The organism is Paenibacillus sp. WC2504, from assembly GCF_052682475.1.
On the sequence record NZ_JBQZFH010000001.1, the window covers coordinates 7093167 to 7107925 of the forward strand.

The following is a 14759-nucleotide window of genomic DNA, read 5'->3' on the forward strand; positions in this document are numbered from 1 at the left end:
TTGCGATGGGAATGGCGTCTTTTTACTTATCTACTATGGCGTAGTCGTCGATGGCTCAGAAGGTGCCTGCTGTTGCTGCTTATTTCCATTTACTTTTTCAATAATGAAATACGCGCAACCAAAGTTGCAATACTCATTCAAGTAATCCTGAAGAGCGGCAATGGAGGTTTCCTTCGTTGCTTTGGGGTGGATTTCCTTGAAGAAACCCCTCAGCCTTAATTGGCTGTACCCCCAATCGCCAACAATATAATCATAACGCTCTAAAACTTCGCTGAAGCGTTCTTTGAATACTTCAAAGTTCCAGCCATTTTTATGGTCGGTAACGAGCTCGTATGTTTTATTGGCAATATGAATCATGATGGTAGGAAGCTCTCCTTTCTATGACTCGTTCGTGTTCTAAACGCTCGATGCGGATTTAACCTGCTCATGGGCATGGTAGGAGCTGCGCACCAAAGGCCCAGATTCAACGTGTTTGAATCCGCGCTTCATGCCTTCTTCTTTTAGAAGAGCAAATTGCTCAGGTGTGTAATATTTGGACACGGCCAAGTGAATTGTCGACGGCTGCAAATACTGCCCAATCGTCATAATATCGCAATCGACGGCACGCAAATCGTCCATCGTCTGCAACAACTCGTCCCATTCCTCCCCTACGCCAATCATGACGCTGGATTTGGTCGGGATGCTTGGGGCAATACGTTTGGAACGTTGAAGCAGCTCCAACGAACGGCGATATTTCGCCTTGGAACGGACGCGGTCTGACATGCGTTCCACGGTCTCCATATTGTGATTCAGAATATCCGGCTTCGCTTCAAGAACAGTAACCAAAGATTCTTCACGGCCCAAGAAATCCGGAATCAGCACTTCCACGGTACAAAGTGGCAACTTGCGGCGAATCGCTTTGATGGTTTCTGCGAAGATCATCGCGCCGCCATCCTGCAAATCATCACGTGCAACAGAAGTTACAACGCAATGGCGCAGTCCCATTTGCAAAGCAGCATCAGCCACGCGCTCAGGCTCTTGCAGATCAAGCTCTGTCGGCAGCCCCGTTTTCACAGCGCAAAAACGGCACGCACGCGTACAGATGTCACCCAAAATCATGAACGTAGCGGTTCGATTCGCCCAGCATTCATGGATGTTCGGGCATTTAGCTTCTTCACAAACCGTATGCAGCGTCTTCGAACGCATCATTGATTTTATTTCTTTGAAATTTTCATCTGTTTTCAGATTAATTTTTAACCAGTCTGGTTTTCTCTCTAATGGTTTTGTAGGCATTATATTTCCCGCCTTTTATTTGGTTTCTCAATGTTGTTATTATATCATGAATGCCTGACAAAACAATCCACTTTGCCAGCCAGTTGTGATACACTTATCTAGATGGACCAAAACAGCTCAGCTATTTACATATAGGCTGTATGGGAGGAAAGAAACATGAGCATACAAGAAGTAACGCGAGAGAAGGATCGCAAGCTTGGCGAGATTTTAAGAGGCATGGGCCGAGTATTGATTGCCTTTTCCGGCGGAGTAGACAGCACATTTGTCCTCAAGCGTGCGCAGCAAGAGCTCGGTGATCAAGTTCTGGCCGTCACAGCCGCATCCGAAACATTCCCTTCACGGGAATTCGATGCAGCCGTCGAGCTTGCTGAACAAATTGGTGTCCGCCTGTACAAAACAGAGGTCAAAGAATTGGAGAATGCCAATTTCGTCGCCAATAATCCGGACCGCTGCTACCATTGCAAAACGGGTCTTTATTCACATCTGCAGCAATTAGCCAAAGAATTAGGTTATCCCTACATTCTGGATGGTTCTAATATGGACGATCTCGGTGATTACAGACCGGGGCTGCAAGCCAAGAACGAGCAGGGTGTCCGCAGTACTCTACAAGAGGCTGGGATGACCAAAGATGAAATCAGACAGCTTTCCAAAGAATTAGGTTTACGTACTTGGAATAAACCGTCTTTTGCTTGCCTGTCCTCCCGTATTCCCTACGGAACACAAATTGAGAAGTGGAAGATTGACCAACTGGACGAAGGTGAGTACTTCCTTTCACAGCTTGGTTTATATCAAGTACGCGTACGTCACCATGAGAAAATTGCCCGGATCGAAGTCATGCCGGATGAAATACATAAAGTGGTGGAGCATCGCGACGCAATCTACGAAAAGTTCAGTAAGCTCGGCTTTACTTACGTAACGCTGGATCTGCAAGGCTACCGAACTGGCAGCATGAACGAAGTGCTGTCTAAGGAAACCAAAGAAAAGGTGAAAGAAGCATCCTTATGATGGACTTGGAAAAGATTTTGAAGCTCGTACAGACGGGCGATCTGGACGTCGAAGAAGCCAAAAGGCAAATCATCAAGGAAGGCGGCGGCGAAGGCCCTGGCAACCTTGATCTCGGATTTGCCCAGCTGGACATCGATCGCGAGAAGCGCACTGGCTTCCCCGAGGTTATTTTCGGGGAAGGCAAAACCGCCGAGCAGATCGAGGCCATATTTCGGCGGCTGATGGAACACACCGACCGCGTGCTGGCTACGCGGGTCGACGCGGCCAAAGCCGCCCATGTAATCGCTGCCGTGGAAGGTGTCACCTACCACGAAACAGCCAGGTCGCTGACTTGGTTCAAGCGACCGATGTTGAAAGTCCACGACGGCTATATCGCCGTCGTGTGCGCAGGGACCTCCGACCTCCCCGTGGCGGAGGAGGCCGCTCTTACGGCAGAATGCCTAGGCAGCCACGTCGAACGCGTGTTCGACGTGGGTGTAGCCGGCATTCACCGGCTCTTCCGCCGGCTAGAACTTATTCGCGGTGCTAACGCGATTGTGGTCGTTGCCGGCATGGAAGGCGCGCTCGCCAGCGTGCTTGGCGGGCTCGTATCCAAACCTGTCGTCGCTGTGCCGACGAGCATCGGGTATGGCGCACACCTTGCAGGCGTAGCTCCGCTCTTGTCCATGTTAAACAGCTGTTCACCTGGTATATCGGTAGTAAACATTGACAACGGCTTTGGAGCCGGCTATTATGCAGGGCTCATTAACAAAAATATGTCGAAACGAGCGTGAGATTCGTACCATGCGTATTCTATATTTGGACTGCTTCTCCGGAATCAGCGGCGATATGACACTTGGCGCTTTGGTTGATGCAGGGGCAGACCGGGCTTATATTGAAAGTGAGCTAACCAAAATTAAGCTTGAACCGTATGTCCTGGAATGGAAGCGTGTAATTAAGCGCGGAATTTCCGCACTTAAATTGGACGTCATCCTAGATCCGGAACACCCGCCTAAGAAACATCGTCATTACTCAGAAATCGTCAAAGTCATTCAAGAAGCTGGATTTAATGACCGTGTCACATCGCTCAGCTTAGCCATCTTTGAGAAAATTGGCATCGCTGAAGCGAAAATCCACGGGATTCCAGTTGAAAAAGTGCATTTCCACGAAGTCGGAGCTATCGACTCTATTGTCGACATCGTTGGTGCAGCCTTGGCTATCGACTCTTTGCAGATTGAGCGCATCTATGCATCTCCTGTACCGTTAGGCTCAGGAATTATTCATATTGATCATGGCACATACCCGGTTCCCGCTCCGGCAACTTTGGAAATGATGCGTGGTTTACCTATCGCTTCAACGAACCATAGCCTTGAGATGACTACGCCAACTGGCGCAGGTATTATTTCCGGAATTGTGGACGAGTTCTCCAAAAGCTTTCCGCCAATGATCGTAGACACGATCGGATACGGGGCTGGCACAAGGGATTTGCCAAATCAGCCTAACGTGCTTCGTGTCGTAGTCGGTAAAGCAGATCCTTTCATTGGAAAATGGCAAGTCGGTCATGAGCACATCGCGCATGAACATAACCATAATCATGGCCATTCCCATGACGATCACCATCACCACCATGATCATGACCACCATCACCCGCATACTCACGATCATCAATAAGAGCAAAAAGCCTCTTCCTAGACTTAGGAGGAGGCTTTTTTGTGCTGCAGCATAAACTGCGTTCTAACTTCTTCATAGACCAATTTCAACGGTACTTGATACTCTTTGGCTACCCGTTCACATTCTTTAAATTCAGGGGCATACTGCACCAATTTACCTTGGTGATAGCCTACTTTTACCGTTAACAATCCCCATTTGGTATCCACTTGCTCGAATTCTCTACCTAATCTATGGCAGGAAGCATGCATATATCGAATGCCCAGTGTCGTTGTTTCGCTAAAGATCACGTCTTCTATGGAAGAAAGTCGTGTCGCTTCAACCAGCACATTCAACATAATGCCTGGCCGCCCTTTTTTCATAATAATCGGTACGACATAGACATCATTAGCTCCAGCATCGAAGAGCTTGTCCATAATATAAGAAACCCACTCTGGATTCATATCATCCAAGTTCGCCTGAATTAACAGCATCCCATCGTCAACATGCTCTTCCCTGTGATTAAAACTCACCCTTCTCACCTCATACAGGCATCATAGCAAAAAATGGTTGAATACGAAAGTTGTAAGGATAAACATCCACTGAAGAGTACATCCTAAGAACTAACATTTCAGGAAGGATGATAGTGATGAAAAGCAAACCTTTTTGGGCGCGGGTTCTAGCTTGTTGCCTCCTCCTATCAGTAGCCGAATCAGGGACTCACTCACGTATGGCTGCTTCCCAAGCTGCTGCATCTGAACAGTCTTATGCCCCAGCTCCGTCGAAGGTTAACCCCAACCTGTACGCTGAGCGGAAAGAATTATTTGAGAAAACGAGTATAATTTCTGATATCCCTTGGGCTTACTTAGCTGCTGTCGATCAATATGAAAGAACAATGAATATTGCTAAGAAAAGACCTGTGCACAAAGGAATTACAAGCATCTACTTTCCTGAATCGGATTGGGCCGGCATACTGAATCCAGACCAACAGGATACGAATCCAAAAAGCATTTCCTTTTTTCACGGCTATGGAAGAGATGGCTCGGGGGATGGGGTCGCAGAACGAACCAACGATTTGGATCTATTAGCTTCAATGGCCTTTCTCATGAGTAAAAACGGAACGAAAGAGGAAAATTTACTCATAAACTTATGGAATTATTATCAAAACTCACGCAGCGTCGAGCGTATCAAACAATTCGCTACTATTTTTAATACACTTGACACACTCGACCTTGGAGAGCATGCATTCCCCTTGCCAGTGAGCGCGGACTACTCTTATCGTAGCACTTGGGGAGACAGCCGCGGCTGGGGAGGGCACCGCTCTCATGAAGGAACGGATTTATTTGCACGGCATGGAGTGCCTGTCAGAAGCACTTGCTACGGGATAGTAGAAGTGAAAGGTTGGAATCCATACGGCGGTTGGCGGATTGGGATTCGCGATGTGAACAATATATATCACTACTACGCCCATCTTTCCAGCTTTCAAAAAAGTCTCAAGGAAAATGATATTGTCAAACCCGGGCAAACCATCGGTTGGGTTGGCAGTTCGGGTTACGGCAAGCCTGGAACGTCAGGGAAATTTCCGCCTCATCTCCATTTTGGTCTCTACCGGGATAATGGGTTAACGGAATGGAGTTTCGACCCTTATCCTTCTCTCCGAAAATGGGAACGTGAAGATCGAAATAAAAGAAGAAAATAAGCCGCTCCCTTATGGAGTCGGCTCTTTTTGTATCGTTTCTTGCGATTGGACTGCATCTCCCTTTGGTGTCGTTGTTCCGATATTCGGAACCTGTGGAAGCGACAAGCTGGGCAGTCCTGCGTCCTTACTCCCCCCTACAGGATTTCCTTTGTTATCGTAATAATAAGTAGGAACATCCCCTACTACAAGGGAGTATGAAATAGGAATTTCTGTTTCCACAATTTCTGTATCTGAGTCAAAGGGGATAATAACCGATACTTCAGCAATAATGCGTACATAGACTTCAAACATCACCATATTAATACCAGCATTTTGTGAACGTGTATTTAGATCAACTTTCACATTGCCAACCGGCAGCAGCCTAATTGGAATATCAGGACCAAACGAAGCGAGAATCGCACTGTTCATCGCTTGCCCAACTGGAATGTGTTCAGAGATGGATTGTAAATGATCAAGCTCACCTTGCACGGTTTTTATCGTATCCGATGTGATGCGCATATGTTCATTATAATTTAACATGAATCCCGTTATTTTCCCGTTTTTATCCATTTTCCAATCGATAAGCTGCTCTGCTTTCGTATTCCCTGCCACATGATCCGCAATGGCGCTATTGATCGCCTGTGTAGCAATCTGTTTAATTCGAACTTTAGCCAAATTCATCAATGGTGGTCTAAGATTGTGTTCAACATAAATAAAAAACTGCACACAAAATAAGACAAAGATGAGAAGACTGATTAACAGCACCTTTTTGCGGTTTGATTTCCCTGTAGGTCTGCTTCTCCACCGTCGCCTTTGCAGCATCCTATTTCCCCCTTGCCCCGCTTGTCATTAGTACTACCTTATGCGGACATGAGGTGAAAAAGAAGCTTAGGAGCCGTTCTTCAGCTCGTTGGAGTGCGCCCCCTACCCTACTGTTCCAATGTTCATACACTATGAGCACTATCCCATTCACTCAGAAGTATAAAATTATAATTATTTCCAAAAATGCGTTGCAATGAGAACGTATGTTTGATATTTTTTAAATAGGAACATAAGTTCTTGAGTTTCATTTCAGGGAGGGCTAAATGGATTTAACTCATATGTCTTTTGAGCAGTTTAAGAGTCGTTTCTCCACTGAAGATCATTGCGCGCAATACATTTTTCAGATGAAATGGCCTGAAGGCTTTATCTGCCCAAAGTGCAGCCATCGACATGCCTATATAACCAAAACTCGTAAACATCCTTTATACGAATGCAGCGATTGTCGTTATCAAGCCTCTCTAATCTCAGGAACCATTATGGAAGGTAGCCGAACCGATCTGCGCAAATGGCTGTTAGCCATATTCCTCGTCTCCCGTACCGATGAGGGAACTACAGCTACGAGTCTTTCCAATCTCATTCAGGTTACTTACAAAACCGCTTGGCTAATCTTACAGAAGATTCGGTCCTATATTCAAAACTCCGACACACAGAGTCCCCTCTCAGGCTCCGTTCGTATTCATTCAGCCATTTATGGCCGCCCATTCAATCCTTCTGTTCATAGACACCCACAAGAGCACCTTCTTCTCGTAGGTTCATCAAGTAGTGAATCGTGCAACTCAAGCTACATCAAAATAAAACATATTCAGCTTTCTTCCCCGAAGGAAAGGCATATTTCTCGTAACGAAATTCATACATTTGGCAAGCAGCATATTGAAACAGGCACACAAAAGGTCGAAATTATTACTGGATTTTATACACCAAAACGTCTGCGTCCATTGCTCGAGATTGACAAACAAGCTAGCAAATGGATTAACCAAACCTTCCATGGTCTTGGAGCCAAACACTTACAAACGTATTTAGACGAATTTTGCTATCGCAGGAACCTCACCGCAAGGAACATTTCTATTTTCACTCATTTAAGCGAGCTTTGTTTCTCCAGGGCGGTGTATACATGATCTGAGTCACGGGGATAGTCGCAATATACAGTACCAGCATCAATAAAACCACCTTCAAGGAAGGTGGTCCGGAATTTTACATGTATTTTGTGATAAATGATTAGTAACGATCCATAATCAGCTGAGTTTTCAAAGAATCTTGAGCTAGAAACCATCCTTTACCCTGCAAATAGGTGACGAGCTCATCATGCTTGGCTGAGGCTGTCGATTGACTAGTTGTTTTGAATGATGCTTCTACAACATATTCTGTCCCTGTGCCTGCTGCATTCCGAATTGGCCATACTTCGATGTATAGTTGCTGACCGCTCCAAGTACCAACTGAGCGTTTGGCAAGTACTGGGCCATAAATGCGAGAGGAAGACAGTTTACTAGTCCCCCATCCGCTTGAGACCCAGTTATTAAATTTATCAGGAGCATTGTTGATAAGAAGACTGCGTGAATCAGCTTGGTTAGGAAGATCCATACCGCTATAACCTGATTTGCTGCCACTTTTCGTACGAGTAATACTCAAGGTTTTCTTTTGGTAACCCCATTCAACTTGAGCTTCATACCCCGTATCTCCTGAATTGAAGCCCTCTTGGTTAGCTAAAGTTAGCGCGCCATTAATATCATTACCTGTAATGGCATAACGTTTTTTATAACTAAGTTCGAAATCGTTCTCGCCTTCTGTTTTGCGAATTCTCGGGCTCCATCCATTGTTGTAAATATCTTCAGCATTCGTGTCGAGAAATTGAACATTCATCTTCGTTACAGTTTCCGGCATGCCAAACGCTGATCTTACGGTGCTTGTTAGCTTGAAGTCCGACCCAAGAACGACATTCGGATTAAGAAGAAGCTTGACCTCATAATCCGGAACCATGTTGCTTGCAGCCGATGCAGATTGAGGTGCTCCCCCGAATCCAACTAATGCACTTGTTCCAACGATTGCAGCCATGACCAACTTTAATGCCTTTTTCTTAAACATTATTTCAACTCCTCTACGTTTTTGGAAAGGTTTCCCTCCCAGACAAGAGCATAAAGAAGTTTTGTCATTGGATTGTCAGCTCAACGTATGTTTTTTGTAAAAGAATTTACTCACTCTGGACAGAATCACGCAAGTACTGGAAAAAACTATCAAAGAATGAGGACCGAATCCGGTCTTCGTTATATGTGAAATAGATGTAGCGTTTAAAGGGATTTTGGGGGATTTCACGATACACTAGCTCGGCTCGCTGCATCTCTTTTGCAATCGCCATTTTTGAAATAATCGAGACGCTGTCGCCGGTTAATACCGCTTGCTTAATGGCCTCCAGGGAGTCCATCTCCATAACGGGCTTCAGTTCAATGCCTAAGCTTTTTGCCCATTTTAATGTCATGCTACGCGTGCTAGACTCTTGTCCATGCAAGATAAAAGGAACGTCCTTCAATACCTCTGGATGAAGATTAGGTTGTCTCGCCAAGCGATGTTTCGGGTTAAAAAAGAAGACCAACTCGTCTTCACATAACGTTTCCCCGATCAGGGGCGCCCACTGAAAAGGCTCCGCCGACATAATGCCAATGTCGATTTCATGATTCAAGAGCATTTCTTGAATGACAGGAGAGGTCCTGATGGTAAGTGAAATTGAAATTTGCGGATACAGTTTAGAGAACCCACTTAAAATGCTCGGAAGCACATACGTGCCAGGCACGTAACTTGCTCCAATTTTCAAATGTCCGCTCCCTCTCTCATCAAACTCCTTCACAACTCTCTCCGCTTCTTGAGCCAACGCATTAATCTTCTTTGCATAGTGGTTCAAAGATTGTCCCGCTTCTGTCAAATGAACTTTTCCTGCTTTTGAATAAAATAAACCCACGCCTAGCTCTTGCTCCATGCTTTTCATATGGAAGGAAACCGTCGGCTGCTTCAACCCTAATTGATCGGCAACCGTGGTAATTCGTTTGTGTTTATCCAATAGCTCTACGATTTGCAGCTTAATTAAATTCCAGTTCATTTCAAAACTCTCCTTATCCATCATGGCCTGCAAAATCATTATAGAAAAAATCTATGGAGAATAATAGTTTCCAAACAAAAACTTAACAATAGATTTACCTTAAGTTGACACTCCGCTAATTTTGCTCACCTAAACTAAGATTGTTCCTAAGAACGGAAGGAAGCTTGAGATGACTTTACAACTTCACGGTATCAACAAATCCTTCGGCGCCTCGCCGGCGCTCAAGGACATTCAACTAACCCTTACCAAAGGGAAATTTACAACTTTGTTAGGACCATCTGGGTGCGGTAAGACAACATTGCTCCGAATCATTGCAGGTCTAGAGTCTCCAGATCAAGGTGAGATTCATTTGGGAGATGTTTGTCTCTTCTCCAAGAGCCGCAGAATTAACCGCCCGGTTCATCAACGAGATTTTGGTATGGTGTTTCAGGATTTTGCCCTTTGGCCGCATTTGACGGTCTTGGAGAATGTTGCTTTTGGACTCAAGGCAAAAGGCGATACAACAAATTGGCGTCAACGTGCAATGGAAGCTATTGATTTGGTTCAGCTAATGGGAATGGAGAAGCGATATCCCCATCAACTGTCCGGCGGCCAACAACAGCGAGTCGCACTTGCCCGGGCCATTGTAGTTCGTCCACAGCTAGTCTTATTCGATGAGCCCATGAGCGCTTTAGACGCTCTATTGCGCGAAGAAATGCGTATCGAACTTATGAATCTGGTACGAAATATTGGCTTCACGGCCATTTATGTGACACACGACCAAATCGAAGCCATGTCCATGTCGGATGAAATTGTCGTCATGCAGAGCGGGGTCATTTTGCAGAAAGACACACCTGAAGCCATTTACTGTAAGCCTACCCACCCGTTTACAGCCCGTTTTATCGGTAAAACCAATTGGCTGGAGACGGACAAGCGGCTCATTCGCCCTGAGCATATCCGTTGGGTACGCTTAACGGAGCAAGATCTTATGTATTCAGGGGTAGTACAAGCTGTCAGTTATATCGGCGAGCGCTATGAAATCAGCGTAGATGTTGGTGAAAAGGAAGTTTGGATGGCCTATCATCCATCACGTTTGGCGATAGGTGAAAATGTAAACCTTTATATTTCAAAAGAACAGATTCATGAATTGTAGTGAGTTGAAATTAACCAAAATTGAGAGGGTGCATGTAAAATGAAAACGAAAATGAAGAAGAACTTTCAAATGAGTACCATAGCCTTGATGTCCGTTCTACTAGGTGTTAGCTTAACTGGCTGCGGTACAGCTAGCAAAACCTCTAATTCAAGCCCATCTACTGCTACTCCGGCTGCGTCAACTGCTTCAACGGCTGCTGCAACAGTTGCACCAACGCCTGAGGCTAAAAAGCTTAGCGGAAAAATTGTTGTTTACAGTGCAGGCCCCGCTGATCTCGCTACCAATATCCAAAAAGGTTTTAAAGCCAAAACAGGTGTGGAAGTTGAAATGTTCCAAGGCACAACAGGTAAAATTTTAGCTCGTATGGAAGCTGAAAAAGCAAATCCTGTTGTTGACGTGGTTGTCTTAGCTTCCCTCCCTTCAGCAATTGGTATGACAAAAAGCGGACTAACACTCCCTTTCAAAGAAGCTAAAAATGCTGACAAGTTGATCTCTGATTACTCCGATAAGGATGGAAATTATTTCAGCTACAGCCTATCTGCACTAGGTATTGCTTACAACACCAAGACAGTTACTAACCCTCCAAAAGAGTGGAGCGATCTAACCAAACCAGAATGGAAAGATAAAGTGAATATTCCGGATCCTGCACAGTCTGGTTCAGCACTTGATTTCATGACAGGCTACGCGAATAAAAACGGCGATTCCGCTTGGGACTTGTTTGGTAAAGTGAAAGCTAATGGCGCTATTATTGCAGGCGCAAACCAAGAAGCTATGGATCCTGTTATTTCAGGTGCCAAAAGCATCGTAATGGCAAGCGTTGACTACATGACATATGCTTCCAAAGCGAAAGGCGAGCCAATTGATTTAATTTATCCTGCAAGTGGGACTGTTATCTCACCACGACCTGCTATGATTATGAAATCGAGTAAAAATGTAGATGCATCTAAGGCATTTATTGAATACCTACTTTCTGACGAAGCGCAAAAAATGGTTACTGACTCCTACCTGCTTTCCGGACGCAGCGATATCCAAGTACAAGGAAGAGTAAGCGCGAAAGACATTCCTGCTATTAAGGTTGACTGGAATTGGATGAATGATAATCAAGCTGGTGTGACACAGAAATTTACACAATTATTCAAAAAGTAAGCTCCGGACGGGGATGACGATTAAATGGTATTCAAACGTACGGGGACGTTTCTGGCATTGCTGCTATTAGCAATGCTGGTCGTCCTTCCTCTGTTATTTGTATCATTCAAAAGTATTTGGGTGAATGGCTCGCTCGATTTATTGGCACCCATTCGGGTCGTGTTGGAGAAAGATCTGACTGGTGTATTCAGTCACTCTTTAATGCTCGGTATATGGGTCGTGGTTGGCTGTACGCTGCTTGCGCTGCCCTTAGCTTGGATCATGGCCAAAACACCGCTTCGCAAGCATCGTTGGCTCGATATTGTGCTGCTCATACCATTCATGACACCGCCGTATATTGTCTCCATGGGATGGATCTTATTTATGCAGCCTCGCGGGTACCTTGAACAATTTTTTCCAGGGGCGCAATGGATTAGCAGTCAGTTCTTCAGCTTATTTGGAATGATTACCATCATGAGCCTTCATTTGTTTCCATTTCTGTACTTAATTTTACGCAACGCGATTCTCCAAATTGGCAGCAACAAAGAAGAGGCTGCCGCTGTTCACGGGGCTAGCTTCTTTTATTCGTTATGCCGTGTCATGCTGCCGCTTGTCTTCTCCAGCTATGTCATGGGCGCACTGCTTATCTTCGTCAAAACATTGGCTGAATTCGGCACACCGGCGACATTCGGCCGACGCATCGGGTATTTCGTGTTAACGACCGAAATCCAAGCCTCAATTTCCAGTTGGCCTGTCGACTTTGGGAAAGCAACATCGTTAGCCTCCCTATTATTACTGGCCTGTCTTGTGCTTTGGTACATCCAGTCGGTAGTAGTTCGCCGGAATTCTTATAATCTTGTCGGCGGCAAAGGCACCCGTGACAAAGTTTCCTTCTATCTCGGCTGGCAGCAAGCGATAGCCTGGCTTTATGTAGCTCTGTTACTCGCTGCATCCATTGGCATCCCGTATTTCTCCATCATTTCAGCTTCGCTGATGAAGCTCCGCGGAGGCGGGCTGGCGTGGAACAATCTGACGCTGCTTCATTACGGCGAGCTGCTGAAATGGGGCTCACCCAGCATGAAAGCGCTGCTGAACAGCCTCGGGCTCGCCCTGCTCGCCGCTTGCTTAGCAGCCGCGCTTGGCACCTGGTTCGCCTTAACGATCGGCCGCGCCAAGCGCCTGCCGCAGCGTATAACCGATATGTTCAGCCTGCTGCCGAACACAGTGCCCGATATGGTCCTCGTCGTTGGACTCATTATGTTATGGAATGCGCCATGGATGCCGCTGCATCTCTACAACACCTACGGCATGGTCGTCCTCACTTACGTGGTGTTCTTCCTGCCGTATACGGTGCAATACGTCAAGGCACGTAACGGCCAGCTGGACGAATCCTTGCGGCAAGCCGGGCAAGTCTTCGGCGGGCAGCCCTTGTACGTGTTCCGACGTATTGTCCTGCCACTGCTGCTGCCGGGTATTATTGCCGGCTGGATGATGACCTTCACCATCTCGCTGAGAGAGCTAGTCGCCTCGCTGATGGTGCTTCCGCCGTCGATGCAAACGTCGGCCACCTATATTTTTGCTCAATTTGAACAAGGTCAAATTTCGCTCGGCATGGCGATGGCCGTCGTTTCCGTCGGTCTCACAACTGTGCTGCTGCTTATTGTGAACAACATGAATACGAACAGAAAGTGGAATGTGGAATGATGCAATTGAACGTTTGGGGCGGCGCTGGCGAGCACGGCCGCTCCTGTTATTGGATAGGTAATGAACAGACATCCATTTTGCTCGATTGTGGTGTAAAACGGGAGGGATTCGGAGAATATCCGCTGATCGATCCGACCAAAGTTGCGGAATTGGACGCTGTCTTTCTTTCTCACGCGCATGAAGATCACTCAATCGCAATCCCTTCCCTATATAAGCTAGGTTATTCCGGCAAGGTATATACGACCCGCCTAACCGCTCAACAGCTTCCTGGGTATTATGCCGCTTGGGAGAAACATGTCAAACTGCAAGGTGGAGAACTCCCCTACGATGAAGCGGATATCGCGCGTGTCCAATACGTTTTCATCGAAGACATGGCCCCGCCTCAGCAATGGATTGAGCTCTCTCCAACACTTAGCATATGTTGGGGTCGCAGCGGACATATGCTGGGCTCGATATGGATGCTTTTAGAAATCGATGGGAAGCGATTGTTCTTTTCCGGAGATTACAGCGAAGATTCCCTGCTCCTGGGCACAGATTTACCTAAGGACATCATCAATGGAGGCATTCCTGTAGATGTAGCAATTATCGATGCCGCTTATAGCACCGATACCGAATACCAAAACGAGAAGCTGGAGAAGCTTTTCACTACGGCTGAGGAGATTTTAAATGAAGGTGGTCAATTGCTGCTGCCTGTTCCTGTTTGCGGTAGAGGGCAAGACCTGCTCCTGCTTATGCGTCAGCGTTTCCCCGAAACGCCGATACGGGCCGAATATGAGCTCATTCAGGCTATGGAGCTTATGCTCCAACACGCCGATTGGTTGAAACCAGGCATGGAACACATCCTCACAGAAGCTTTGAATAATGAAAGCTTTGAATTAATCCACAATGAGGATCAACGTAAACGATTATTCCATGAGGATATGACCAATTCTCGGGCAGCTATCTGGTTCACAAGTGACGGGATGATGCAATCTCCCAAATCTCAATGGTACTACGAGCAGTTTCGCACGAACATGACGAATGGCATTCTTTTAACCGGGCATGTCGCTATGGGAACAAGGGCGCAGCGCCTGCTAGCGATGAGCGATGAAGAGCGCGGCTGTCAATTGAGAATGGTTCGATACAAGATCCATCAAGGGTTGCCTGATGTGCGCAAGATGACGCAATCGTTAAACAGCAAGTATAAGCTTCTAGTCCATGCTCCAAAAAAAGAAACAGATGCCCTGCTTAAGCAGCTAGCATCTGAAGGCATTGAACATTTACTTTCCTTACAACTCGGTGATACGGTCAATTTGTAACTATACCGCTTA

At 46.2% G+C, this 14759-nt stretch carries 15 protein-coding genes; 9 read left to right on the forward strand and 6 right to left on the reverse strand.

The window, feature by feature from the left end; all coding sequences use genetic code 11:
• Nucleotides 1-33: 33 nt before the first annotated feature.
• Nucleotides 34-357: a YutD family protein gene (locus ACUN27_RS32125; RefSeq protein WP_315953193.1), complete on the reverse strand. Its 324-nt coding sequence runs from the start codon at nt 355-357 to the stop codon at nt 34-36.
• A gap of 39 nt (nt 358-396) precedes the next feature.
• A complete protein-coding gene (lipA, locus tag ACUN27_RS32130; protein ID WP_315953192.1) occupies nt 397-1272 on the reverse strand; it encodes a lipoyl synthase in 876 nt (291 codons plus the stop codon).
• Between the two features lie 156 nt (nt 1273-1428).
• On the opposite strand from lipA, the gene larE reads away from it, so the two are divergent.
• From larE to larC (ACUN27_RS32145), 3 genes are read left to right on the forward strand one after another with little or no spacing between them, the layout of a single operon-like run.
• The gene (gene larE / locus ACUN27_RS32135; protein WP_157319677.1) at nt 1429-2277 is read left to right on the forward strand and encodes an ATP-dependent sacrificial sulfur transferase LarE; all 849 of its coding nucleotides are present in this window, start codon (nt 1429-1431) and stop codon (nt 2275-2277) included.
• On the forward strand, nt 2274-3050 hold the full coding sequence (larB, locus tag ACUN27_RS32140; protein WP_315953191.1) for a nickel pincer cofactor biosynthesis protein LarB: 777 nt from the start codon (nt 2274-2276) through the stop codon (nt 3048-3050). The genes larE and larB overlap by 4 nt, the downstream gene beginning before the upstream one ends.
• Complete coding sequence (larC, locus tag ACUN27_RS32145) at nt 3010-3927, forward strand: nickel pincer cofactor biosynthesis protein LarC (protein WP_315953190.1); 918 nt, start codon at nt 3010-3012, stop codon at nt 3925-3927. The genes larB and larC (ACUN27_RS32145) overlap by 41 nt, the downstream gene beginning before the upstream one ends.
• A gap of 23 nt (nt 3928-3950) precedes the next feature.
• Here larC (ACUN27_RS32145) and larC (ACUN27_RS32150) read toward each other — a convergent pair whose 3' ends face one another.
• Nucleotides 3951-4436 (reverse strand): nickel insertion protein, encoded by a 486-nt coding sequence (larC, locus tag ACUN27_RS32150; RefSeq protein WP_315953189.1) that lies wholly within the window; start codon nt 4434-4436, stop codon nt 3951-3953.
• A 197-nt stretch (nt 4437-4633) separates the two neighbouring features.
• On the opposite strand from larC (ACUN27_RS32150), the gene ACUN27_RS32155 reads away from it, so the two are divergent.
• Nucleotides 4634-5602 (forward strand): M23 family metallopeptidase, encoded by a 969-nt coding sequence (locus tag ACUN27_RS32155; RefSeq protein WP_315953188.1) that lies wholly within the window; start codon nt 4634-4636, stop codon nt 5600-5602.
• Nucleotides 5603-5611: 9 nt separating this feature from the next.
• Here the strand turns inward: ACUN27_RS32155 and yunB are convergent, their stop codons facing one another.
• Nucleotides 5612-6403, reverse strand: coding sequence for a sporulation protein YunB (gene yunB, locus ACUN27_RS32160; protein ID WP_315953187.1), 792 nt, complete (start codon nt 6401-6403; stop codon nt 5612-5614).
• Between the two features lie 263 nt (nt 6404-6666).
• On the opposite strand from yunB, the gene ACUN27_RS32165 reads away from it, so the two are divergent.
• Nucleotides 6667-7518, forward strand: coding sequence for a transposase (locus tag ACUN27_RS32165; RefSeq protein WP_445560249.1), 852 nt, complete (start codon nt 6667-6669; stop codon nt 7516-7518).
• Nucleotides 7519-7618: 100 nt separating this feature from the next.
• Here ACUN27_RS32165 and ACUN27_RS32170 read toward each other — a convergent pair whose 3' ends face one another.
• Together ACUN27_RS32170 and ACUN27_RS32175 are read right to left on the reverse strand one after the other, a co-directional pair.
• Nucleotides 7619-8482: a hypothetical protein gene (locus ACUN27_RS32170; RefSeq protein WP_315953185.1), complete on the reverse strand. Its 864-nt coding sequence runs from the start codon at nt 8480-8482 to the stop codon at nt 7619-7621.
• A gap of 106 nt (nt 8483-8588) precedes the next feature.
• A complete protein-coding gene (locus ACUN27_RS32175; RefSeq protein ID WP_315953184.1) occupies nt 8589-9488 on the reverse strand; it encodes a LysR family transcriptional regulator in 900 nt (299 codons plus the stop codon).
• Nucleotides 9489-9657: 169 nt separating this feature from the next.
• Between ACUN27_RS32175 and ACUN27_RS32180 the strand changes: the two genes are divergently transcribed.
• The 4 genes from ACUN27_RS32180 to ACUN27_RS32195 are packed head-to-tail and all read left to right on the forward strand — an operon-like array spanning nt 9658 to nt 14747.
• Nucleotides 9658-10620 carry an ABC transporter ATP-binding protein gene (locus ACUN27_RS32180; protein ID WP_315953183.1) on the forward strand — a complete coding sequence of 321 codons (963 nt, stop codon included), beginning with the start codon at nt 9658-9660 and terminating at the stop codon, nt 10618-10620.
• A 39-nt stretch (nt 10621-10659) separates the two neighbouring features.
• A complete protein-coding gene (locus ACUN27_RS32185; RefSeq protein WP_315953182.1) occupies nt 10660-11766 on the forward strand; it encodes an ABC transporter substrate-binding protein in 1107 nt (368 codons plus the stop codon).
• A gap of 24 nt (nt 11767-11790) precedes the next feature.
• Nucleotides 11791-13449 (forward strand): ABC transporter permease, encoded by a 1659-nt coding sequence (locus ACUN27_RS32190; RefSeq protein ID WP_445560250.1) that lies wholly within the window; start codon nt 11791-11793, stop codon nt 13447-13449.
• The gene (locus tag ACUN27_RS32195; protein WP_445560251.1) at nt 13446-14747 is read left to right on the forward strand and encodes an MBL fold metallo-hydrolase; all 1302 of its coding nucleotides are present in this window, start codon (nt 13446-13448) and stop codon (nt 14745-14747) included. The genes ACUN27_RS32190 and ACUN27_RS32195 overlap by 4 nt, the downstream gene beginning before the upstream one ends.
• Nucleotides 14748-14759: the final 12 nt, after the last annotated feature.

What these genes read in the sequence shown, in the direction of transcription:
- lipA (WP_315953192.1), bottom strand. Translation starts at nt 1,272, where the DNA reads ATGCCTACAAAACCATTAGAGAGAAAACCAGACTGGTTAAAAATTAAT.
- larE (WP_157319677.1), top strand. Translation starts at nt 1,429, where the DNA reads ATGAGCATACAAGAAGTAACGCGAGAGAAGGATCGCAAGCTTGGCGAG.
- ACUN27_RS32185 (WP_315953182.1), top strand. Translation starts at nt 10,660, where the DNA reads ATGAAAACGAAAATGAAGAAGAACTTTCAAATGAGTACCATAGCCTTG.
- ACUN27_RS32170 (WP_315953185.1), bottom strand. Translation starts at nt 8,482, where the DNA reads ATGTTTAAGAAAAAGGCATTAAAGTTGGTCATGGCTGCAATCGTTGGA.
- ACUN27_RS32190 (WP_445560250.1), top strand. Translation starts at nt 11,791, where the DNA reads ATGGTATTCAAACGTACGGGGACGTTTCTGGCATTGCTGCTATTAGCA.
- larB (WP_315953191.1), top strand. Translation starts at nt 2,274, where the DNA reads ATGATGGACTTGGAAAAGATTTTGAAGCTCGTACAGACGGGCGATCTG.
- yunB (WP_315953187.1), bottom strand. Translation starts at nt 6,403, where the DNA reads ATGCTGCAAAGGCGACGGTGGAGAAGCAGACCTACAGGGAAATCAAAC.
- ACUN27_RS32195 (WP_445560251.1), top strand. Translation starts at nt 13,446, where the DNA reads ATGATGCAATTGAACGTTTGGGGCGGCGCTGGCGAGCACGGCCGCTCC.
- ACUN27_RS32165 (WP_445560249.1), top strand. Translation starts at nt 6,667, where the DNA reads ATGGATTTAACTCATATGTCTTTTGAGCAGTTTAAGAGTCGTTTCTCC.
- larC (WP_315953190.1), top strand. Translation starts at nt 3,010, where the DNA reads ATGCAGGGCTCATTAACAAAAATATGTCGAAACGAGCGTGAGATTCGT.
- ACUN27_RS32125 (WP_315953193.1), bottom strand. Translation starts at nt 357, where the DNA reads ATGATTCATATTGCCAATAAAACATACGAGCTCGTTACCGACCATAAA.
- ACUN27_RS32155 (WP_315953188.1), top strand. Translation starts at nt 4,634, where the DNA reads ATGGCTGCTTCCCAAGCTGCTGCATCTGAACAGTCTTATGCCCCAGCT.
- ACUN27_RS32175 (WP_315953184.1), bottom strand. Translation starts at nt 9,488, where the DNA reads ATGAACTGGAATTTAATTAAGCTGCAAATCGTAGAGCTATTGGATAAA.
- ACUN27_RS32180 (WP_315953183.1), top strand. Translation starts at nt 9,658, where the DNA reads ATGACTTTACAACTTCACGGTATCAACAAATCCTTCGGCGCCTCGCCG.